Here is a 21,257-nt window from a genome sequence, read left to right as displayed (position 1 = left end):
CGCTTTGCGACTTTGGCGGAGGCCCCGGTGCCGCTCACTGGTGTGTGCGCCCCAAGGGCGCACAGGTCGGGGAATTTTCGGCAAACACAGAAGGTGAATTGCCCCGCAGGGGCAAGAGAGGCCCCTCTGGAGGGTGTCCTGCCGAAAATGATTGGAAATGGTTGATTTGCCTGCGGCAAATCAACCGGGAAAACCTTAGGTTTTCCCTAGCCCCTTACCTCTTTTTCCCCAGACCTTTTCTTTTTTCCTAGGCCTTTTCCTCTTTTTCGCTGGCCCCCTTCCGCTTTTTTTAGAGGGGCTTTGCTACTTTACCTTTGAAAGGAGTGCCGCCCATGCGCGCAGTCGTGACCCGGGTGTCCCGGGCATCCGTGACCATCGGCGGAGAGGTCTCCGGCCGGATCGGCCGGGGCTTCCTGGTGCTGCTGGGGGTGGGTCCCCAGGACAGCGAGGAGACCGCCCGGAAGCTGGCCGAGAAGATCTGCAACCTGCGGGTCTTTGAGGATGAGAACGGCAAGATGAATTTGAGCCTGGAGCAGGCGGGCGGGGCGCTGCTGGTGGTAAGCCAGTTCACCCTCTACGCTGACACCTCCTCCCGCCGGCCCGGCTTCTCCGGCGCCGCCAAGCCGGACCTGGCCGTCCCCCTCTATGAGCACTTCATGACCTGCTGCCGCCAGCGGGGCTTCGAGGTGCAGCATGGGGAATTCGGCGCCGACATGCAGGTGGACTCCTGCAACGACGGCCCTGTGACCATCCTCTTTGACACCGATCAGCGCTGACGGAGCGGGAGGTGCTTGCCCATGCTGTTTTTCCACAAAAAGAATCCACCCGCCCGGCCCGCGGGCCTGAACTGGTACTGGACGCTGACGGTGGACGGGATGCCCGCCGCCGACTTTGACTGGCCGGACCTGCTGCGGGGCCTGGACCGGCTGCGCCCGGACCGGGACAGCTACGTGGCTCTGGAGCGGATGGATCCCAACGACCCCCGGGAGGCGGGGTTCCTCCAGTGTACCGCGACCCCGGAGGGCCGGTATCTGCTGGAGTGCGGCTATCCCGATCCGGAGGGACCGGTGCTGCGGCAGCGGGAGGTAAACTCCTCCGAGGCGGTCCGCGCCGCGTTCGAGACTGTATACCGGCAGAAGGGGACCGATTTCCCCGGCTTTTCCGACCTGTCCGACGCCCTCGGGCAGGACTGACCGTGAGGTGATACCATGAAGATCAAAACGCTTTGCGTGGGCCCCATCGGCACCAACTGCTACATTCTCTGCGACGAAGCGGCCAAGGTCTGCGCCGTTATCGATCCCGGCGGGGACGCAGAGGCGGTGGCCGCTGCCGTGAAGGAGACCGGCTGCACCCCCTGTTCCATTCTCCTGACCCACGGCCACTACGACCACACCGGCGCCGTGGCGGAGCTGCGGCAGCTCTGGCCGGAGATCCCCGTCTATCTCAACCGCCGGGACCGCTATGACGGCGATCCCTACATGGCCCAGCTGTTCCCGCCTGTGCCCAAGGCCGCGGACTACGACGAGGGGGACACCCTCTCCGTGGGCGGCCTGACGGTGGAGGTCCTGGCCACCCCCGGCCACTCCGAGGGGTCCGTGACCCTGCGCTGCGGCGAGGTCCTCTTCTGCGGGGACACCCTCTTCGCCGGCTCCTGCGGCCGGACGGACTTCCCCGGCGGCTCCTCCCGGAAGATCCTCCGCTCTCTGGCGCGGCTGGGCGCCCTGGGCGGGAACCCGGCGGTGTATCCCGGGCACATGGAGTCCTCCACTCTGGACCGGGAGCGGCGGAGCAATCCCTTTATGCTCCAGGCCCTGGCGGGGGACCGCCCATGAAGCTGGAATTTCACGGCCACGACGAGCGCTACGTGGTGGAGCAGAGCCTCATGAACCTCTTTCCCGGTGAGCTGCCCGTCTACGAGCCCATCGTCCCCGGCGACGGCGCCTGGGCAAAAATCACCTGCGACGAGGCGGGGGACTACCTGGTGGTGACCACCGATCTCTTTTTCCACGGTCAAAGCGGCGTCTACACCTACGGCGCCCCCCTCTCCGGCACGGACTTCGACCGGGAGGGCCAGCGGCGCCACGCCGTGGGCGCCTGCTTCTACCTGGCCCGGCGGGAGATGGGGCTGCCTGATCTGCCCTGGGGGATGCTGACCGGCGTCCGGCCCGACAAGCCCGTCACCTGGGCCCTGGAGCAGGGAAAGACGCCCCGGGAGGCTCAGGCGTTCCTGGAGAACGAGTATTTCGTCACGCCGGAGCGGGCGGCCCTGGCGGTGGAGACCGGCTCCGTGGCGGCTCAGGCCGCGGCGGGGCTGGGGGAGCGGGACATCGCCGTGTACGTGGGCATCCCCTTCTGTCCCACCCGCTGCGCCTACTGCTCCTTCGTGAGCCAGTCGGTGGAAAAGAGTTTTTCCCTGGTGCCGCCCTATGTGGACACCCTGGTGGATGAAATCCGCGCCGGCGGCGCCATGGCCCGGGAGCAGGACCTGCGGGTCCGGGCCTTCTACATGGGCGGCGGCACCCCCACCACCCTGACCGCGGAGCAGATGGACCGGGTGCTGACGGCCTTTGAGACCGCCTTCGACACCCGCTGGTGCAGCGAGATCACCGTGGAGGCCGGCCGCCCCGACACCATCACCGCCGAGAAGCTGGAGGTATTGAAGCGCCACGGCGTCACCCGGGTGTCCGTGAACCCCCAGACCATGGAGGACCACGTGCTGCGCGCCATCGGCCGCCGCCACAGCGCCGCCGAGATCGAGGACACCATGGCCCTGGTGGCCAAATACGGCTTCCCCCACGTGAACATGGACCTGATCGCAGGACTGCCCGAGGACACGGAGGCGGGCTTCCACCGGTCCCTGGAGCGGTGCCTGGACTTCGGCACCGACAACATCACCGTCCACACCCTGGCGCTGAAAAAGGGCAGCCGCATTCTGACGGAGGGCCTGGCGGTGCCGGAGGCCGAAGCGGTGGCCGCCATGCTGGGCTTCGCAGAGGGCGCCCTCCGGGGCGCGGGCTACGGGCCCTACTACCTCTACCGGCAGAAGTACATGTCCGGCAGCTTTGAGAACATCGGCTGGACCCGCCCCGGCGGCGTGTGCTGGTACAACGTGTATATCATGTCGGAGCTGTGCTCCATCTTGTCCTTCGGCGCCGGGGGCTCCACGAAAATGGTGGTGCCCGGCGCCAACCGCATCCAGCGGGTGTTCAACCTGAAATATCCCAAGGAGTATACGGAGCGGCCGGAAAAGGCCCTCGCCAACCTGGAGGCCTTTGCCGCCTTCTACGACCAGCTGTGAAAGGAGCGCGCTGTCCATGTCCTATTCCCTGAAAGCACTCAACGACGCTGTCCGCAGCGATCCCAAGGGCTACGCCGAGGAATGCGACGCCATCTTCGCCCAGAAGGTGGAAAACGCCGCCAAGCGCATCGCCGACCACCGGAGTGAGTCCCACGTGATTTTGCTCTCCGGCCCCTCCGGCTCCGGCAAGACCACCACCGCGCTGAAGATCGAGGAGGTCCTGGAGCGCATGGGGATCCAGACCCACACCATCTCCATGGACAATTACTTCAAGACCATCGACCCGGACACCGCGCCCCGGAACCGGGAGGGGCAGATCGACTACGAGTCCCCCTTCTGCCTGGACGTGGACCTTTTGAACCGGCACTTCTCCATGCTGGACCGGGGGGAGACCATCCACGTGCCCAAGTATGAGTTTGCCCGGCAGATGCGCTCCGACATCCTCTCCCAGCCCCTGCGGCTGGGCTCTGACGAGCTGGCCATCTTCGAGGGCATTCACGCCCTCAACGACATCATCGTGGGCAAGAACCCCCACGCCTTCAAGCTCTACATCGCCGCCCGCAGCAACCTGGTGGACGAGGACGGAACCGTGGTGTTTCAGCACGCATGGCTGCGGCTGTGCCGGCGGATCGTCCGGGACCACCTGTTCCGGGGCAGCGACGCCGCCTTCACATTGAAGATGTGGCCCAATGTTCACCGGGGCGAGCGGCTGTACATCTCCCCCTACAAGGAGAGCGCCGACATCATGTTCGACTCCTGCCTGCCCTTTGAGTTCTCCGTCCTCAAGCCCATCGTCACGCCCCTGCTGGAGGCCCTGCCCGCCGGCAAATTCCCGGAGGCCGACGCCATGCTGGCCGCCTTCCGGAAGATCGAGCACATGGACGAGGCATACGTGGCGCCGGAGTCCCTGGCCCGGGAGTTCATCGGCGGCAGCACCTACGACAACCACTGACCCCGCCGTCCCTTGGATCTGGCCGCGCACAGCGGCGGAAATGGAGGATTTTTCATGAACGAGAAAGTACAGGACCTGCTGGACAGCGTCCAGCGCACCGCCGTCCAGGTCAGCGACGCGGCGGTGGACGCCGCCTACGGCGTGGGGAAGAAGGCCGGGGAGCTGCTGTCCGTGGCCAAGCTGAACATCCGCCTGGTGGACCTGCGGGCGGAGGTGAACCTCCAGCTGCGGGAGGTGGGGGAGATGATCTACGCCACCCACACCGGCAGCCCCACCGAGTCCGAGGCCCTGCTGGCAAAGCTCCAGGAGATCGACGGTCTGAAGGAGCAGATCGCCGCCCTGGAGGCCGAGATCGGCCGCCAGCACGCCGCCGCGGGGGAGTGCCCCGTCTGCGGCAGCGAGGCCCGGGAGGGCGACCAGTTCTGCCGCCAGTGCGGCGAGAAGCTGTAAGGAGGCCCCGACATGGAATACACCTATGAACAGTATCAGGAAAGCGCCCGGGCCCTGGCGGACCGGCTGAGCGGCTTCCGTCCCCGGGTGCTGCTGATTTTGGGCTCGGGCCTCGGCTCCCTGGGCGAGGCGGTGGCGGACCCCATCGCCGTCCCCTATGACCAGGTGCCCCACATGAAGCGCTCCACCGCCCCGGACCACGCGGGCCGCTTTGTGTTCGGCCGTCTGGCGGGCCGGGAGGTGGCCGTCATGCAGGGCCGGCTCCACACCTACGAGGGCTGGTCCTTTGAGGACGTGACCTATCCGGTGCGGGTGCTGCGGCTGCTGGGGGCGGAGACCCTGGTGGTCACCAACGCCGCCGGGGCGGTGAACACCGCCTTCTCCGCCGGCGACATCATGCTCATCACCGACCACATCAAGCTCTTCGGCATGAGCCCCCTGCGGGGCCCCAACCTGGACGAGTTCGGCCCCCGGTTCCCCGACGTGAGCCACGTCTACACCCCGGCCCTCCAGGCCGTGGCCCGGCAGACGGCGGCGGAGCTGTCCATCCCCCTGCGGGAGGGCGTCTATATGTTCTTCCCCGGTCCCCAGTACGAGACCCCCGCCGAGGTCCGGGCCGCCCGGGTCTTAGGCGCCGGCGCGGTGGGCATGTCCACCGTGCCGGAGGCCATCGTGGCCGCCCACTGCGGCATGGCGGTGCTGGGCTTTACCCTGTGCACCAACATGGCCGCCGGCGTGCTGGATCAGCCCCTCAGCTCCGACGAGGTGCTCTCCGCAGCCGCCGAGGCCGGTCCCCGCTTCTCCGCCCTGGTCAAGGGCTGCCTCAGCCGGTTATAATGGGCCCGGCCCCGCCATAGGTATTTCTGTGGGGGGCCGGTCTTTGCCTCTCCGAATGAGGGCTCTGCGTATTTTTTTCAAGGATTCGAGGTATTCTTTTCATGTCCAACCAATCCAAAAAGTCATCCTTTATGGGCGGCGCGGCCATCCTGGCCTCCGCCGTGGCCATCGTCAAGATCCTGGGCGCCGTTTACAAGATCCCCTTCGGCAATATCGTCGGCAGCGAGGGCCAGACGTATTTCGACGTGGGCTACCGCATCTATAACATCCTGCTGACGGTGTCCACTGCCGGCCTGCCCCTGGCGATCTCCCGGCTGACCAGCCAGGCCCAGGCCCAGGGCCGGGAGAATGAAAAGCGCAAGATCTTCCGCACGGCCATCTGGCTGTTCTTCGCCCTGGGTCTGATCGGCTCGCTCCTGATGTACTTCAAGGCGGACTGGCTGGCGGGCCTGATGAACGAGCCCCTGGGCTTCTGGCCCATCCGGGCCCTGGCCCCGGCGGTGTTCTGCGTGTGCGTGCTGGCCTGCATCCGGGGTTACACCCAGGGCCAGGGCAACATGGTGCCCACCGCAGTCTCCCAGATCATCGAGGTCGTGTGCAAGCTGTTCGTGGGCCTGGCCCTGGCATGGCTGATCCTGCAGCAGTGCCAGCAGCCGGAGATCGCGCAGCAGCTGGCCCTGGCGGGAAGCACCGGCACGGAATACGTGGCCGCCGGCGCCATTTTAGGCGTCACGGTGGGCGAGGTGGCCGCGCTGATCTTCCTGCTGATCTATCTGTTCACCCACCGCACCCCCTCCGAGTCCCTGGATGTGCCTGAGAGCAGCGGCGCGCTGATCAAAAAGGTCCTGGCCATCGGCATCCCCATCACCCTGAGCAACTCCGCCATGAGCATCATCAACGTGGTGGACACCTCCATCGTCCTGGGCCGCCTCCAGGACATTCCCCAGCTGGCGGACGAGGCCGCCACCCTGTACGGTCAGTACTCCTTCGGCATGAACCTGATCAACCTGCCCCCGTCCTTTGTCTTTCCCGTCACCATGAGCCTGATCCCCTTCGCGGCGGCGGCCATGGCCAGGCACGACAACGCCCAGGCCAACCGCATCGTCTCCTCCGCCTTCCGGCTGATCGCCGCGCTGACCATTCCGGCGGGCGTGGGCCTGAGCGTTCTGGGCGGGCCCATCCTGGTGATGTTCTATCCCATGCAGCAGGAGGACGCCCTGGCTGCCGGCCCCCATATGCAGCTGCTGGGCATCGCCTGCATCTTCATCTGCCTCATGACCCTCACCAACGTGATCCTGCAGACCTACGGCAGGGAGATCATCCCCATCTGCACCGTCATTGCCGGCGGCGTCACCAAGGTGGTGTCCAACTATGTGCTGGTGGGCAATCCCGACATCAACATCTACGGCGCCCCCATCTCCACGCTGCTGTGCTACATGGTGATCGTGCTGCTGAACCTGTTCTTCGTGTGGAAATACTCTGCGGAAAAGCCCCGTTACCTGCAGCTGTTCACCAAGCCGGTGATCGCCTCGGTCCTGATGGGCGCCGCCGCCTGGGCCTCCTACGGCTTCCTGGACCGCGCCCTGGAGGGCAGCCTCTCCGCCTACAAGGCCAACGCCATCGCCGTTTTCGGCGGCATCCTGGTGGGCGTGATCGTCTACTTTGTACTGGTCATCACCATGCGGATCCTGCGGGCGGAGGACCTCAAGGGCGTGCCCCACGGGGGCAAAGTGATCCGGCTGCTGCACCTGAGATGAGCCGGAGAGGCCTCCAAATTCCCAAAAAATAAAAAAACCCTTGTTTTTCAAGGAGTTGCCAACGAATTTTCTTGCAAAGGCAGGCGCGTTATGGTAGATTTTCAATATAAGCCGCGTTACGGCTACGAGGACTTTCTGGAGATCATGCGGCTGCTGCGCGCCCCGGGGGGCTGCCCCTGGGACCGGGAGCAGACCCACGCCTCCATCCGCCGCAATTTTCTGGAGGAGACCTACGAGGTGCTGGACGCCATCGACCGGGACGATCCCCACGCCATGTGCGAGGAACTGGGGGACGTGCTGATGCAGGTGGTGTTCCACGCCCAGATCGAATCTGAGGCCGGCCGCTTCACCATGGAGGACGTGGTGGACGGCGTGGCCCAGAAGCTGGTCTACCGCCACCCCCACGTCTTTGGCGGCACCATGCAGGCCGACACCTCCGAGCAGGTGCTGGTGAACTGGGAGGCCCTCAAGCGCAAGGAGAAGGGCCAGCGGTCCACCGCCGACGCGGTGGAGGCCGTGCCCCACACCCTGCCCGCCCTGTGGCGGGCGGAGAAGATCCAGAGCAAGACCGCCAAGGCCGGCTTCGACTGGTCCGGCGTCCTCAGCGCCCTGGACAAGCTGGAGGAGGAGGTTCGGGAGCTGCGGGAGGCTCTGGAATCCGGCGCCGGCGCGGACAGTCCCCACGGCGTCCGGGAGGAGGTGGGCGACGCCCTCTTCATCGCAGCCAAGATCGCCCAGATGTCCGGCGTGGACCCGGAGGACGCCCTCCACCGCGCCTGTGACAAGTTCGACAGCCGCTTCCGCAAGGTGGAGCAGCTGGCGGACAAGCCCCTGGGAGAATACTCCGAGCCGGAACTGGTGGAGCTGTGGAAGGCCGCCAAGGAACAGGACCCGTCTTAATCGCGGAACTGACGCGCGTTAAGAAATAGAGCGAACTATCTTATTATTTCATAGGAGGACAACATCCATGAACAAATCCGAACTGATCAACGCCGTGGCCGTTTCTGCCGAGGTTTCCAAGAAAGAGGCCGAGGCTGTCATTACCGCCGCTCTGGACGCCATCACCGCCGCCCTGAAGGAGGGCGACAAGGTCCAGCTGGTGGGCTTCGGCTCCTTCGAGGTCAAGAAGCGCGCCGCCCGCGTGGGCCGCAACCCCAAAACCAAGGAGACCATCGAGATCCCCGCTTCCGTGGTGCCCGTGTTCAAGGCCGGCAAGGCCCTGAAGGACGCCGTCGGCCAGTAAGGCGGTCCATTTCCCGCTGAGGGAAAACTTCAGCGAGCACAGAGCTGCCGGCACGCACGTGCCGGCAGCCTTTTTCCCGCAGAAAGGAACTCATTTCTATGCGTCTGGACAAATATCTCAAGGTCTCCCGCCTCATCAAGCGGCGGACCGTGGCCAATGAGGCCTGCGACAACGGGCTTGTCACCGTCAACGGAAAGCCCGCCCGGGCCTCCTACGAGGTGAAGGTGGGAGACCAGATCTCCCTGCGCTTCGGCGTGCGCACCGTGACGGTGGAGGTGCTGTCGGTCCAGGAGACCGTGCGCCAGGCCGACGCCGCCGCGCTGTACCGGGAAGTGGGCCGGGCATAATCCGGTCCTCCCGCCCATATAGTGGGGACAGGGAGGGATCGGCACTATGAAAGACGACTACAACACCATGCCCCTGTCCGCCCACCGGCTGGAGCTGACGGGCCGGGAACGGCTGACGGTCTCCGGCGTGGAGGACGTGGAGCGCTTTGACGAGACCGGCATCGTCATGTCCACCGGCGCCGGCATGCTGGTGGTCACCGGGGAGAACCTGCACATCGGGAAGCTCTCCCTGGACGGCGGAGAGCTCCACGTGGACGGCCGCATCGACTCCATCTCCTACGAGGACGGCGGCGCCGAGCGGGGCGGCTTTTTCCAGCGGCTGTTCGGGTGAGCGGCCATGGAAAGCACCGTCTCCCAGCAGCTGCTGACCTTTCTCTGGTCCATTTTACTGGGCCTGGCGGCGGGATTGCTGTATGATCTGCTGCGTCCCTTCCGGCTGCGGCTGCCCCGGCTCACGGCGGCACTGGACCTGCTGTACTGCCTGACGGCGGGCAGCGCGGTCTTTTTGTTTCTGCTGCGCCGGACAGGGGAGCTGCGGCTGTACCTGCTGCTGGGCATCGCCGGCGGCGCGGTGGTGTTCTTCTGCGCCTTTTCGGCGGCGCTGCGGCCGGTGTGGGATTTTTGGGTGGATACCCTGGCCCAGCTGATCGCCCTTGGGGCGCTTCCGCTGCGCTGGCTGAAAAGTTTTTGCAAAAAAATCCGGATCCGCGGAAAAAATCTCTTTTATTTTGCGGCCAAATGTTATACAATAAGAAAAATCCCAGGAAAGCGGCATTTTTACAAAGGAGGGCGGTACCATGGCGGCACGCAAGGAAAAGACGCGCACCCGCGCAAGCCTGTTCACCAAGGTGCTGCTGGTGGTGCTGCTGGCGGCCATGGGGCTCCAGCTGCGCAGTCTCCACGCTCAGGTGCAGGAGGCCGAGGCGGAAAAGGACCAGCTGGCACAGCAGGTCCAGCTTCAGCAGCAGGAAAACGACGCCCTGTCCCAGGACATCGCCGAGGGAAACACCCGGGAAAAGATGCTGGAGATCGCCCGGGATGAGTTGGGCTATGTGGCACCCAACGAGATCGTCATTTACGATGTGAGCAACTGACCGGTGCCGGGCGGCGAGGGAGGTGCGTCCCGCCTCTCCCGCTTGCGCCAAGCCCCGGTCTTTTCCATTGTCTGTGTTCCGCCCCCGCGGGGCGGTGAAAAAATTACCCGGAAGGAGAAACATTACACCGTATGGAGCTTCAGGTTGGGAGCATTCTGGAAGGCAAAGTGACCTCCATCACCAAATTCGGCGCCTTTGTGGCGCTGGAGGGGGGGAGGTCCGGGTTGGTACATATCTCCGAGATCGCCAACACCTTTGTCAACGACGTACACGACTATTTGCAGGAGGGGCAGACCGTGAAGGTGCTGGTCCTCTCCACGGAGAACGGGAAGATCAACCTCTCCATCAAGCGGACCCTGCCCCAGCAGGAGCGGCCCGCCCCCAGAGGCCCCCGGCCCGGCGGCCCCCGTCCGGGTGCAGGCAGCGCGCCCCGGCCCGCCCAGGCGCCCCGGTTCACGCCCCGGGGCCAGCAGCCTCTGCCTCCCTCCGGGGACCAGTCCTTCGAGGACAAGCTCAAGCAGTTCCTCTCCTCCTCCGAGGGGAAGATGGCGGACCTCAACCGCAGCATTGACGGCAAGCGGGGCGGCCGCAGACGCAAATAAAGCCCTTCAGCGGAGACGCCGGTGCGTCTCCGCTTTTATCATAAAAAGGAGCCGCCCGGCGCGTTTCGCGCCACGGCGGCCCAAGCGGGTGGGATATTGGAAAGCTTCCTCAATTATCATACACCCGCCGGAGCATCCTTGTAAACAGGAGCTTTTGCCGCTTTTTCTCTCCTTTTGCCGAAGGGCGTCGAAGCCACTTTTGAACATTTTGCAAATCCGGCGCCGGACCCTTTTCAAAAGGGTCCGGCTGTGGTATACTAAATTAAAGAGAGGTACCCCGCACTCTCTTTCACACGAAAGGAGCGATTTCGATGAAGTGTACCTTCGCCTGCAAGAAAGTTCCCATGAACGATTCCATCAAAGCCTTTGCCGAGAAGAAGATCTCCAAGCTGGACCGTTATTTCCGGGAGGATACCACCGCATTTGTCACATTCTCGGTGGAGAAAGACCACTTGTGCACGGTGGAGATCACCATTCGCGGCGGCGGCACGCTGCTGCGGGCTCAGACGGAGGCTCCTGACGGAGATATGCGCGGCGCCATCGACGCCGCTGTCGGATACATCGAGCGCCAGATCCTGAAGAACAAGACCCGCCTGGCCAAGCGACTGCGCAGCGAGGGCTTCCCGCCGCCCGCTCCCACCGACGACTTTGAGGTCACGGAGGAGAAGGAGTTCCAGATCGTCCGCACCAAGCGCTTCGCCGTCAAGCCCATGAGCGCCGAGGAGGCTATTTTGCAGATGAACCTGCTGGACCACAGCTTCTTCGTGTTCCGCAACAGCGACGACGACAGCCTCTCCATCGTCTACCAGCGCAAGAACGGCGGCTACGGCCTGATCGTCACCGACGAGGAAGAATAAATCACCATCTCCGGGGGACCGCAGAGCGGTCCCCCTCAGCCTGTCGAAAGGGCGTTTCGACAGGCTGAGCAAGTTTTTCAGACCTTTAAAAAGGGCTGAAAAACGGATTATTGAAAACGAAAGACACCCCTCCTGGGTTTCTTTCGTAACTATCTTCCTTCCCGTTCCGGAAGGAGCCCTTCTCTTTCAGAGCGTCTCCGGGGGACCGCAGAGCGGTCCCCCTTTTTTCCGCTCCGCCTCCCCTTGTGCGTTTGGGAAACATCTGTTATACTAAAACCGGTCTTTGCGGAGGCAACGGCTAAAAACAACGAAAGAAAGTACAATTTCCATGAAAATGATTTTTTTGGTGGACGGCGACAACAACATCGGCACCGGCCTTCAGGGCATCGAGCTGCTGACGGAAGAGGACTCCGTCCTGGTCTTTTACGGCAGGGGCCAGTCCCTGGCCGGCATCCAGAAGCTCTGCGCCAACACCCGGGCCAAGGTCCAGTATCTGGAGAGCGTCAAGGGCGGCAAGAATTCCATCGACTTCCAGATCATCACGGAACTGGGGGTCCTGGTGGGCCGGGGTGAGGCGGACTTTGCCTATGTCATCAGCCAGGACAAGGGCTATGAGGCCGCCATCAGCGCCCTGTGGGTCCGCTACGCCGACACCTTCCGGGAGGTGGCCCTGCGTCCCTCCATCCAGAGCTGTCTGCGCGCGTCCTTCCTGATGCGCACCGCCAGCCGGGAGGAGCTGGCCCAGGCCCTGCGGCTGGAGTTCGGGCAGGTCCAGGGGGACCTGGCCTACGCCCATCTGGAGGAGCTGTTCGCCCCGCCGGCGCCGGCGGAGGAGAAAAAGCCCGCCGTCCGCCGCCGCGGCCGGTCCAAGGCCGCCAAGGCGGCCCAGAGCGAGGCGCCCGCCGCCGAGGTCCCCGCCGCGCCTGCGGAAAAGGCCCCGGCCGACCAGCCGGAGACGCCCCCCGCACCGGCCAAGTCCCGCTCCCACCGGGGCGGACGCCGCCGGAAAAAGCCGGCGGAACCGGCGGCCACCTGAGAAAAAAGCACGTCCTGTAAGGACGTGCTTTTTTGCGCTCGGTTTCAATCTCCGCTGTCCACGGCGTGCATGTGGGCCATCAGATCCAGGATCTTGTTGGTATAGCCCCACTCGTTGTCATACCAGGCGATGAGCTTGACGAAGTTGTCGTCCAGCATGATGCCCGCCGTCTCGTCAAAGATGCAGGTCTCGGAAAAGCCCGTCAGGTCCGAGGAGACCACCTGGTCGCAGGTGCAGGTGATGATGCCCTTCATGCTGTTCTTGGCGGCGTTTTCCATGGCCACGCACACGTCGTGGTAGCTGGCGGGCTGGATCAGCCGGGCCGTCAGATCCACCACGGAGACGTCGTTGGTGGGCACCCGGAAGCTCATGCCGGTCATCTTTCCCTTCAGCTCCGGGATCACCACGCCCACGGCCTTCGCCGCGCCGGTGGTGGAGGGGATGATGTTGCCCAGGACGCTGCGGCCCGTGCGCCAGTCCCGGCCCGCCCGGGCGTCCACCGCCTTCTGCTTGGCAGTGGCGGCGTGGATGGTGCTCATCAGTGCCTGGGAGATGCCGAAGGTGTCGTGGATGACCTTGGTCATGGGAGCCAGACAGTTGGTGGTGCAGGAGGCGTTGGACACCACGTCCATGTCCGTGGTGTACTTTTTATGGTTCACACCCATGACAAAGGTGGGCGTCACGTCGTCCTTGGCGGGGGCGGAGATGATGACCTTTTTTGCCCCGTGGACCAGATGGGCCGAGGCCCGCTCCGTGGTGCAGTAGGCGCCGGTGGACTCGATGATGTATTCCGCGCCGCAGTCGTCCCAGGGGATGTCGGCGGCGTTTTCCTCACTGTATACCCGGATCTTCCGGCCGTTGATGATCAGGTGGCGGTCGTCCCGCTCCACCGCGCCGGTAAAGGTGCGGAACACCGAGTCGTATTTCACCTGATAGACCATGTAGTCCAGGTCCGCGCTGCGCAGGTTGATGCCCCGGATGTCATAGCTGCCGCAGCCCCGCTCCACCATGCACCGCAGCGCCACCCGCCCGATCCGGCCAAAGCCGTTGATGCCCACTTTGATCGCCATACCGTTCCTCCAAATTCATGATCTTCGCCGTGGGATGCCCCCAACCGGCGGTGGCCCCATTATAGCATGTCTGAGAAAATTTTCTCATGTTATTTACGTAAAATTTACGTACTGTTTCGTAAATTTTCTTGTGAGTTTATCCAAGCGGTCCGCCGACACGATTCGACTTCATCTTCCAAAATTCGACAAACTTCTTGTTTTCCAGAGGGTTTTTTGCTATGCTGATGGTGCCGGAGCCAGGCTTTTCCACGATTTTGGGCCTATCCTCCGGCACATGCTACACCCATCGCGCCTCCGGCGCGGGAAAGGAGCCGCCATGGAACAGGACGAGCGCCAGCAGGCGCTTTTGTTTGCCAATATCGCCGCCCAGCTGCGGGGCGCCCTGAGCAACCTGCGCCTGGCGGCGTCTCAGCTGGTGCCTCCGGCCCAGCGGGAGCAGGACCCGGAGCTGGACGCCCGGGCGGCCCTGCTGGACCAGAGCTACTACCAGCTGCTGCGGCTGGTGAACGATCTGTCCGCGGCATCCCAGTACCTGGGCGGCGGCCAGCCCCTGCCCCTCCAGGACCGGGACATCGTGGACACCGTCCGGGAGCTGTGCGTTCAGGCGGAGGGCCCCGCGGCACTGCTGGGCCTGGAGCTCCGGTTTGTCTGCGCCGCGGACCAGCACGTGTGCGCCTTTCATCTGCCGGGCTTGGAGCTGCTGGTCCACCAGCTGCTATCCAACGCTCTCAAGTTCACGCCCGCCGGCGGCACCGTCACCGTGGAGCTGAAGTTCCACGCAAAGCGGGTGCTGCTGTCGGTGGAGGACACCGGCCGGGGCATTGCCCCGGAGCATCTGGAGGCCCTGTTCGACCGCTATCTCCACGGGGAGCCTCTGGCGCCCGCCCCCCAGGGCCTGGGCCTGGGCCTGCCCCTGTGCCGCCGCATCGCCGAGGGCCACGGCGGCACCATCATGGCCGAATCGTCCGTGGGGAAGGGCTCCCGGTTCACGTTGTCCATCCCGGACCGGCAGACCGGCACCCCGGGCCTGTCCGACGTGGCGCTGGACTACTCCGGCGGCTTCAACCGGACGCTGCTGGCCCTGGCGGACGCCCTGCCGGCCAAGGCCTTTCTGCTGCGCAATCAGGGCTGATCCCTCCGGTTCCGCTGCCCGGCGGACCGGGGGTTTTCTTTTGCCCGGAAATAGGGTACAATAAGGCGATTGACCAGAGGAGGTGGTTCCATGGCGAAGAAGGGGACCGTGGCCGTGGCCATGAGCGGCGGCGTGGACAGTGCCGCCGCCGCGCTGCTGCTGGCGGAGGCGGGATACGACGTGTGGGGCGTGACGCTGCGGCTCCAGAGCTGCCCCGGGGCGGTGGAGACCGCGGAGGCGGAAATCGCCTCCGCCCGCCGGGCGGCGGAGGCTTTGGGCATCCCACACCGGGTGCTGGACCTGCGGGAGCGGTTCCGCACCGCCGTCATGGACCGCTTCGTGTCGGAGTACCTGGCGGGCCGGACCCCCAACCCCTGCGTGGACTGCAACCGGGAGATCAAGTTCGGCGCCCTGCTGGACTGGGTCCTGGAGCAGGGGGCGGACTTCCTCTCCACCGGCCACTACGCCCGGGTGGACCGGGCGGAGGGCCGCTGGCGGCTGCTGCGGGGCGCCGACCGGCGCAAGGACCAGAGCTACGTCCTCTACCAGCTGACCCAGCGCCAGCTCTCCCACCTGCTGCTGCCCCTGGGGGACTACGACAAGCCCGCCATTCGGCAGATGGTGGAAGCCCGGGGCCTCGCCAACGCCCGGAAGGCGGACAGCCAGGACATCTGCTTCATCCCCGACGGGGACTACGCCGCCTTCCTGGCCGCCAGCGGCGCGGAGCTGGTGCCCGGGGACTTCGTGGACGAGACCGGCCGGGTGCTGGGCCGCCACAGGGGCCTGCCCTGCTACACTCCGGGCCAGCGGAAGGGCCTGGGCGTCAGCGCCGGGGAGCCGGTGTACGTGCTGCGCAAGGAGGCGGCGGGCAACCGGATCGTCCTGGGGCCGGACAGCGCCCTGTACACCACGGAGCTGACGGCCCAGCGGGTCAACTGGCTCTCCGTGCCTGCGCCGGAGGGCCCCCTGGCGGTGACCGCCAAGACCCGGTACACCCAGAGAGAGGCCGCCGCCATGGCGGAGGTCCTGCCGGACGGGCGGCTCCGCGTGACCTTTGCGGAGCCCCAGCGGGCCGTCACCGCCGGGCAGGCGGTGGTGCTGTACGTGGGAGAGGCGGTGGCCGGCGGCGGCACCATCTGCTGAGATACGCAAAAGGACGCCGCGAAAAGCGGCGTCCCGGGTCCTCAACGCTGGCTGATGCACCACGTGTCCTGAAAGATCAGATCGTCCACGTCGCCGCCGGCGGAAGGCTGTGTATGCATATGGGTTCCTCCTTTGCAAATGGGCTCCCCGCCAGTATACGCGGCAGAGGGCGAAAACTTGCGCGAAAGTCCGGCCCCGGCGGCGGAAAATTTCTCCCCCCGCCGGGGCGCCGTAAAAAATCCCGGAAAATCAAAAGAAAACAGTTGACAAACGGGTTTGTTTCGTGTATTTTATATATGTTCCGCTTCGGACGATTAGCTCAGCTGGCTAGAGCACCTGCTTGACGTGCAGGGGGTCACAGGTTCGAGTCCTGTATCGTCCACCACCGACAGCGCCTGCAACAGCAGGTGCTGTTTTTTTCTGCCGTGAGAAAGGAGACGCCCTTGAAAAAGCTGCTGAAAAAGCTGGTGCCCCTGGCGCTGCTGTGCTGCGCCGCCCTGACCGCCTACACCCAGCGGGACCTGTTCCTGCCCGCCCAGTCCTTTTCGCTGGAGGACGTGCCCGCCTTCTCCGGCGAGCCTTACGTGGTCCTGGAGGACAACCAGCCCTCCTTTGACCGGGAGGACCTGCCCACGGCCTCCTACGAGACATACAGCCCCCTGGACCTGCTGGGCCGCTGCGGCCCGGCGGAGGCCAATGTGGGCACCGACCTGATGCCCACGGAGGAGCGGGGGGAGATCGGTCAGGTGAAGCCCTCCGGCTGGCAGACAGTCAAATACGACTCTGTGGACGGCAAGTACCTCTACAACCGCTGCCACCTGATCGGCTACCAGCTGACCGGGGAGAACGCCAACGAAGAAAATCTCATCACCGGCACCCGCTATATGAACGTGGAGGGGATGCTGCCCTTTGAAAATGAGGTGGCGGACTACGTACAGGACACCGGCAACCACGTGCTCTACCGGGTGACGCCCGTCTTTTCCGGGACGGAGCTGGTGGCCCGGGGCGTCCAGATGGAGGCGCTGTCCGTGGAGGACGGCGGCGAGGGCGTTTGCTTCAACGTCTACGTCTACAACTGCCAGCCCGGCATCACCATCGACTACGCCACCGGGGACAGCTGGCTCACCGGGGAGGCGCCCAATACCTCCGACGCCGCCCCCTCCGACAGCGACGCCGACGCCAACTCCGGCGCCGCGGAAGCCGGGGAGGAGACCTACGTCCTCAACACCAGCTCCATGAAGTTCCACGACCCCGACTGCGCCGGCGCCGCCTCCATCAAGGAGGAGAACCGGCAGAGCTACACCGGCAGCCGGGAGGACCTGATCGCCGAGGGCTATGCCCCCTGCGGACAGTGCAATCCCTGATTTTCCGGCACCAGATCCCCTTTTTCGGGACGGAGCGGCACCATCCGCCTCCGTCCCGTGTTTTTTCCCTCGCTCCCTCCATTTTTTTCAAATTGTCGAGCTTCTCGACAAATTCAGACAGAATCTCTCCGAGCGTTTGTGTATGATATGGAAAGTTCCTACATCTTGTGCCGTATCAGAAAGGACGGATACCAAATGCTGAATATTCCGAGAGAATACTTGCTCCTCTTCAACGCCATCACCGACGCGGAGGAATCCCTGCGGCGGCTGCAGGTCAGCCTGATGGAGACCCAGAGGCGGGCGGAAGAGCTGTTTATCGAGGAGGAGGACGTCCCCGCGCACCCCACCCATCACCCTTGAGCGGCGCTGCGCCGCTTTTCTGCCTGTTCTCCCCCAGGGGCGGACCGGCTGTTGCATTTGCCGGTGACAGGGACGGCCGCCTGTGGTATGCTGAAAAAAACACCAAGGGAGGCCTGCCTCATGCACATCGGCTGTCACCTCTCCAGCTCCAAGGGCTTTGCCGCCATGGGCCGCCAGGCTCTGGAGCTGGGCGCCGACACCTTTCAGTTTTTCACCCGCAATCCCCGGGGCAGCCGGGCCAAGGACCTGGACGAGGCCGACGCGGCGGCGCTGACGGCGCTGATGGCGGAGCACCGCTTCGCCCCGGTGGTGGCCCATGCGCCCTACACCCTGAACCTCTGCGGCGCCAGGGAGGAAAACCGCGCCTTCGCCCTGGAGACCATGGCCGACGACCTGCGGCGGCTGGAGCACCTGCCGGGGCAGCTCTATAATTTCCACCCCGGCAGCCACGTGGGCCAGGGGGAGGAGACCGGCACGGCGCTGATCGCCGCGGGGCTCAACGCCCTGCTGCGGCCGGACCAGACCACCACCGTGCTGCTGGAGACCATGTCCGGCAAGGGCAGCGAGGTGGGCGGCAGCTTTGAATCGCTCCGCGCCATTTTGGACCGGGTGGAGCTGGGGGAGAAGGTGGGGGTCTGCCTGGACACCTGCCACGTCTGGGACGCGGGCTACGACATCGCCGCCGACCTTGACGGCGTGCTGGCGGAATTTGACCGCATTATCGGCCTGGACCGGCTTCGGGCCATCCACCTCAACGACAGCAAGAACCCCCTGGGCAGCCGCAAGGACCGCCATGCGTGCATTGGGAAAGGCTGTATCGGCCTGGAGGCCCTGGTGCGGGTGGTGCGGCACCCGGCCCTGCGGGACCTGCCCTTCTGCCTGGAGACCCCCAACGACCTTGCCGGCTACGCCCGGGAGATCGCCCTGCTGCGCCGGGCGGCGGAGGACTGACCCCGTCGCGCAGACCGCGCAGACCCGTCTCAAAACACAACAGCGCCGCCCCTTTCGGGGCGGCGCTGTGTCGTTCAGACCCTTGCAAACGCTCAGGGGATCTCCTTGAGGTGCTCCATATTCTTGCGGACGCCGTCGCAGCAGGCGTGGAATTTGGCCTGCTCCTCGGGGGTGAGGGGCAGCTCCACCACTTCCTCCACGCCGTTCTTGCCGATGACGCAGGGCACGCCCACGAACAGTCCGCTCTCTCCGTACTCGCCGCACAGCTCCGCGCTGGCGGGCATGATGGCCTTCTCGTCGTGGAGGACGATGCTGACCATCCGGGCGGCAGTGGTGGCGATGCCGTACTCGGTGCAGAACTTGCCGGAGAAGGTGACCCAGCCGCCGCCGATGGCCTCCTTCTGGAGGGCGTCGCCGTCAAAGCGGAACTTCTCGTCGGTCTTGGCCCAGTCGGCCAGGGGCTTGCCCCGGAAGCTGACGCAGGACCAGGGGGCGAACTGGTCGTTGCCGTGCTCGCCCAGCATGTAGGCGGTGATGGACTTGTGGTCGATGCCGGTCTGCCGGGCCAGGGCGGAGAGCAGGCGGGAGGTGTCCAGGCCCGTGCCGGTGCCGAAGACCCGGCCCTTGGGCAGGCCCAGACCCAGGCTCAGCTCCCGGGTGACGATGTCGCAGGGGTTGGTGATGTTCACCAGCACGCCGTCAAAGCCGCTGGCCTTGATCTTGTCCACATAGCCCCGGACGGCCCGGATGGTGAAGTCCATCTCGTCCACCCGGTTCTGGTTGGCCCGCAGAATGTCGATCTTGCCGGTGGAGTTGACGATGACGTCGCAGTCGCCCAGGTCCGCGAAGTCGCCCACGGCCACATGGACCCGGTGGGGCAGGTACGCGGCGGCGTCCCGCAGGTCCTGGCACTCGCTGGCCACCTTCTTCGCGTCCATATCCACCAGCACCAGCTCATCCGCGATGCCCTGGACGGCCAGGGCGTACGCCACGTGGGCACCCACATGGCCCAGACCCACAACGCCGACTTTTCTCGTTTTCATATCGCATTTCCTCCTGTTTGGGCGGGGGACCGGTCCGGTCCCCCGCGCCGCTTGAATTGTGTTGGTTTATCAGACAGAGGAGGCGGCTCTCCGTTGATGCCTCCGCGGCCCGCGGCCCCGGGATGGACCGCGGACCGCATCGGCGGAGAGAGGTCCGTCTCCAGACGGGATCACATGCCGAAATTGGGGAACAGGACCAGAGTGTAGAGCATGGCAAGCACCATGTACTCCACCAGGATCACGGCGAAGGCCACCAGGGTCTTGCGCATGACCTTGTTCTCGTTGCCCACCTCGCCCACGGTGGCGCAGGCGGCCACGGTGTTGTTGGGGCAGATCAGGTTGCCCAGGGAGGCGCCGGCGTTCTGCCCGGCGAACACGGTGATGGGGTTCATGCCCAGGGTCGCCGCGGCCTCGGTGTGCATGCCGGCGAACATGATGTTGGAGCCCAGGCCCGTGCCGGTGATGAAGGAGCCCAGGGAGCCGATCAGCACGGCGGCGGCGGGATAGAGGGTGCCGGCCAGGGCGGCGATGTCGCCGGCGATGAGGCTCATCATGCCGGTGCTCTCGGCCTGCATGATGTAGGCCAGGACCAACAGGCTGCCCATGGTGATCAGCACGGGCATCACATTGCGTGCGGTCATGCGGAAGACCTCGAAGAGCTCATCCTTCTTGACCCGCAGGGTCAGGGCGCCCAGAATGGCGCAGATGAAGATGACCACGTCCACCCAGACGATGTAGCCGAAGGTGCACAGCAGGGCGAAGCCGTTTTCCACGAACATGGGGACCAGATAGCGGACCGCCGGCAGCATGATGAGCATGTAGATGTAGGGAGACATGGCGCGGAAGGCGCTGTACTGCTGCCGGGCGTCCTTGTGGAACTGGTAGCGGTACTCCTCGGGCGTCTTGATGGGCACGAACTTCACATAGACCACGCTCAGCAGGATGGACAGAAGGCCGGTGCCCATGGAGGTGATCTCCGGACCCACGAAGTTGCTGATGAGGAACATGATGGCGCCGGAGGTGATGCCGGAGTAGAACAGATAGGGCACGATGCTGCGGAAGCCCTTGCGGCCGAAGGCCAGCGCCACCATCAGGAAGGGGATGATGAGCACGCCGAACATGTGGATGCGGCCCACCATGGCGGAGTTGAGGGCGTTGGTGGAGATCCCGGCCTCCACCAGGGCCGCGCCGCCGTTGATGGTGGTCAATCCCGCGCCGCCCCAGGAGCAGGGAGTGGCGTCGCCCAGCAGGGCCACGGCGATGGCGGTGATGGGGTCAAAGCCCAGAGCCACCAGGAAGGGGGCGGCGATGGCGGCAGGGGCGCCGGCGCCGGCGGCGCCCTCCAGGAAGATGGGCACCATCATGCCCACCACGATCAGCTGGACCCGGCGGTCCTGGCCGCTGACCCGGGCCACGGTGTTCTTCACGTCCTCAATGGCGCCGGTGCGCTTGAGGGTGTTGAGGATGACGAAGGCGCCAAAGACCATGGCCACGATCTTCAGGCCCTCCTTGATGCCCTTCCACAACAGGCCGTCCAGGACCACGACGTTCTCCTGGAAGGTCAGACCGCTGATGTTGAAATACGTGAACGCCAGCAGCATCGTCCACACCAGCGCCAGCGGCGCCACCTTCATGGCGGGCTTTTTGAACGCCAGGATGCCCACCAGCACGAATGCGATGGGGCTGATTGCCAACACGAAATTGATGAAACCCATAATGCA

The 21,257-nt window shown here is 65.0% G+C and carries 24 protein-coding genes, 1 tRNA gene and 1 pseudogene; 22 read left to right on the top strand and 4 right to left on the bottom strand.

Features of this window, described 5'->3' with window-relative positions; genetic code table 11:
* The first annotated feature begins 332 nt into the window (after nt 1-332).
* From dtd to KFE19_10180, 12 genes are all read left to right on the top strand, one after another.
* Nucleotides 333-776 (top strand): D-tyrosyl-tRNA(Tyr) deacylase, encoded by a 444-nt coding sequence (dtd, locus tag KFE19_10235; GenBank protein ID QUO36804.1) that lies wholly within the window; start codon nt 333-335, stop codon nt 774-776.
* A gap of 21 nt (nt 777-797) precedes the next feature.
* Complete coding sequence (locus KFE19_10230) at nt 798-1,193, top strand: hypothetical protein (GenBank protein QUO36803.1); 396 nt, start codon at nt 798-800, stop codon at nt 1,191-1,193.
* 15 nt (nt 1,194-1,208) lie between these two features.
* Nucleotides 1,209-1,832 carry an MBL fold metallo-hydrolase gene (locus KFE19_10225; GenBank protein QUO36802.1) on the top strand — a complete coding sequence of 208 codons (624 nt, stop codon included), beginning with the start codon at nt 1,209-1,211 and terminating at the stop codon, nt 1,830-1,832.
* On the top strand, nt 1,829-3,298 hold the full coding sequence (gene hemZ, locus KFE19_10220; GenBank protein ID QUO36801.1) for a coproporphyrinogen dehydrogenase HemZ: 1,470 nt from the start codon (nt 1,829-1,831) through the stop codon (nt 3,296-3,298). Before KFE19_10225 ends, hemZ begins: the two co-directional genes overlap by 4 nt.
* A 16-nt stretch (nt 3,299-3,314) precedes the next feature.
* A complete protein-coding gene (locus KFE19_10215) occupies nt 3,315-4,250 on the top strand; it encodes an adenylyl-sulfate kinase (GenBank protein ID QUO36800.1) in 936 nt (311 codons plus the stop codon).
* A 54-nt stretch (nt 4,251-4,304) separates the two neighbouring features.
* Nucleotides 4,305-4,700, top strand: a complete 396-nt coding sequence (locus KFE19_10210; GenBank protein QUO36799.1) for a zinc ribbon domain-containing protein — start codon at nt 4,305-4,307, stop codon at nt 4,698-4,700.
* Nucleotides 4,701-4,712: 12 nt separating this feature from the next.
* Complete coding sequence (locus KFE19_10205; protein ID QUO36798.1) at nt 4,713-5,537, top strand: purine-nucleoside phosphorylase; 825 nt, start codon at nt 4,713-4,715, stop codon at nt 5,535-5,537.
* Between the two features lie 101 nt (nt 5,538-5,638).
* Nucleotides 5,639-7,294, top strand: a complete 1,656-nt coding sequence (locus KFE19_10200; GenBank protein ID QUO36797.1) for a polysaccharide biosynthesis protein — start codon at nt 5,639-5,641, stop codon at nt 7,292-7,294.
* A gap of 90 nt (nt 7,295-7,384) precedes the next feature.
* Nucleotides 7,385-8,194 carry a nucleoside triphosphate pyrophosphohydrolase gene (mazG, locus tag KFE19_10195; GenBank protein QUO36796.1) on the top strand — a complete coding sequence of 270 codons (810 nt, stop codon included), beginning with the start codon at nt 7,385-7,387 and terminating at the stop codon, nt 8,192-8,194.
* Between the two features lie 67 nt (nt 8,195-8,261).
* On the top strand, nt 8,262-8,537 hold the full coding sequence (locus KFE19_10190) for an HU family DNA-binding protein (protein QUO36795.1): 276 nt from the start codon (nt 8,262-8,264) through the stop codon (nt 8,535-8,537).
* A 98-nt stretch (nt 8,538-8,635) separates the two neighbouring features.
* Entirely contained in the window at nt 8,636-8,884 is a 249-nt protein-coding gene (locus tag KFE19_10185) for an RNA-binding S4 domain-containing protein (protein QUO36794.1), read from the top strand.
* A 46-nt stretch (nt 8,885-8,930) separates the two neighbouring features.
* On the top strand, nt 8,931-9,215 hold the full coding sequence (locus tag KFE19_10180) for a YabP/YqfC family sporulation protein (protein ID QUO36793.1): 285 nt from the start codon (nt 8,931-8,933) through the stop codon (nt 9,213-9,215).
* Between the two features lie 54 nt (nt 9,216-9,269).
* Here the strand turns inward: KFE19_10180 and KFE19_10175 are convergent, their stop codons facing one another.
* Nucleotides 9,270-9,683 (bottom strand): hypothetical protein, encoded by a 414-nt coding sequence (locus tag KFE19_10175; GenBank protein ID QUO39672.1) that lies wholly within the window; start codon nt 9,681-9,683, stop codon nt 9,270-9,272.
* A 76-nt stretch (nt 9,684-9,759) separates the two neighbouring features.
* Here KFE19_10175 and KFE19_10170 point away from each other — a divergent pair, with 76 nt between their 5' ends.
* The 4 genes and pseudogenes from KFE19_10170 (at nt 9,760) to KFE19_10155 (ending at nt 12,284) form a co-directional block, all read left to right on the top strand.
* Nucleotides 9,760-9,978 (top strand): septum formation initiator family protein, encoded by a 219-nt coding sequence (locus KFE19_10170; GenBank protein QUO36792.1) that lies wholly within the window; start codon nt 9,760-9,762, stop codon nt 9,976-9,978.
* Between the two features lie 131 nt (nt 9,979-10,109).
* On the top strand, nt 10,110-10,580 hold the full coding sequence (locus KFE19_10165; GenBank protein ID QUO36791.1) for a S1 RNA-binding domain-containing protein: 471 nt from the start codon (nt 10,110-10,112) through the stop codon (nt 10,578-10,580).
* A 311-nt stretch (nt 10,581-10,891) separates the two neighbouring features.
* Nucleotides 10,892-11,437, top strand: coding sequence for a ribosome-associated translation inhibitor RaiA (gene raiA / locus KFE19_10160; GenBank protein QUO36790.1), 546 nt, complete (start codon nt 10,892-10,894; stop codon nt 11,435-11,437).
* 328 nt (nt 11,438-11,765) lie between these two features.
* Nucleotides 11,766-12,284, top strand: a pseudogene (locus tag KFE19_10155) (iron ABC transporter substrate-binding protein).
* 233 nt (nt 12,285-12,517) lie between these two features.
* Here KFE19_10155 and gap read toward each other — a convergent pair.
* A complete protein-coding gene (gene gap, locus KFE19_10150) occupies nt 12,518-13,543 on the bottom strand; it encodes a type I glyceraldehyde-3-phosphate dehydrogenase (GenBank protein ID QUO36789.1) in 1,026 nt (341 codons plus the stop codon).
* A 316-nt stretch (nt 13,544-13,859) separates the two neighbouring features.
* On the opposite strand from gap, the gene KFE19_10145 reads away from it, so the two are divergent.
* The 6 genes from KFE19_10145 (at nt 13,860) to KFE19_10120 (ending at nt 18,493) form a co-directional block, all read left to right on the top strand.
* Complete coding sequence (locus tag KFE19_10145) at nt 13,860-14,675, top strand: HAMP domain-containing histidine kinase (GenBank protein QUO36788.1); 816 nt, start codon at nt 13,860-13,862, stop codon at nt 14,673-14,675.
* A gap of 90 nt (nt 14,676-14,765) precedes the next feature.
* Complete coding sequence (gene mnmA, locus KFE19_10140; GenBank protein QUO36787.1) at nt 14,766-15,818, top strand: tRNA 2-thiouridine(34) synthase MnmA; 1,053 nt, start codon at nt 14,766-14,768, stop codon at nt 15,816-15,818.
* A gap of 308 nt (nt 15,819-16,126) precedes the next feature.
* Nucleotides 16,127-16,203: transfer RNA gene (locus KFE19_10135), tRNA-Val, on the top strand.
* Between the two features lie 70 nt (nt 16,204-16,273).
* Complete coding sequence (locus tag KFE19_10130; GenBank protein ID QUO39591.1) at nt 16,274-17,182, top strand: DNA/RNA non-specific endonuclease; 909 nt, start codon at nt 16,274-16,276, stop codon at nt 17,180-17,182.
* A gap of 195 nt (nt 17,183-17,377) precedes the next feature.
* The gene (locus tag KFE19_10125) at nt 17,378-17,542 is read left to right on the top strand and encodes a hypothetical protein (GenBank protein ID QUO36786.1); all 165 of its coding nucleotides are present in this window, start codon (nt 17,378-17,380) and stop codon (nt 17,540-17,542) included.
* Nucleotides 17,543-17,662: 120 nt separating this feature from the next.
* Nucleotides 17,663-18,493 (top strand): deoxyribonuclease IV, encoded by an 831-nt coding sequence (locus tag KFE19_10120; protein QUO36785.1) that lies wholly within the window; start codon nt 17,663-17,665, stop codon nt 18,491-18,493.
* A gap of 92 nt (nt 18,494-18,585) precedes the next feature.
* Here the strand turns inward: KFE19_10120 and KFE19_10115 are convergent, their stop codons facing one another.
* Both KFE19_10115 and KFE19_10110 read right to left on the bottom strand, forming a co-directional pair.
* Entirely contained in the window at nt 18,586-19,536 is a 951-nt protein-coding gene (locus tag KFE19_10115; protein QUO36784.1) for an L-lactate dehydrogenase, read from the bottom strand.
* Between the two features lie 170 nt (nt 19,537-19,706).
* Entirely contained in the window at nt 19,707-21,251 is a 1,545-nt protein-coding gene (locus KFE19_10110) for an L-lactate permease (GenBank protein QUO36783.1), read from the bottom strand.
* Nucleotides 21,252-21,257: the final 6 nt, after the last annotated feature.

The organism is Dysosmobacter sp. Marseille-Q4140 (assembly GCA_018228705.1).
Taxonomy (GTDB): Bacteria; Bacillota; Clostridia; order Oscillospirales; family Oscillospiraceae; genus Oscillibacter.
Note: the sequence above shows the minus strand (reverse complement) of the source record. Positions and strands in the feature narration are given on the sequence as shown.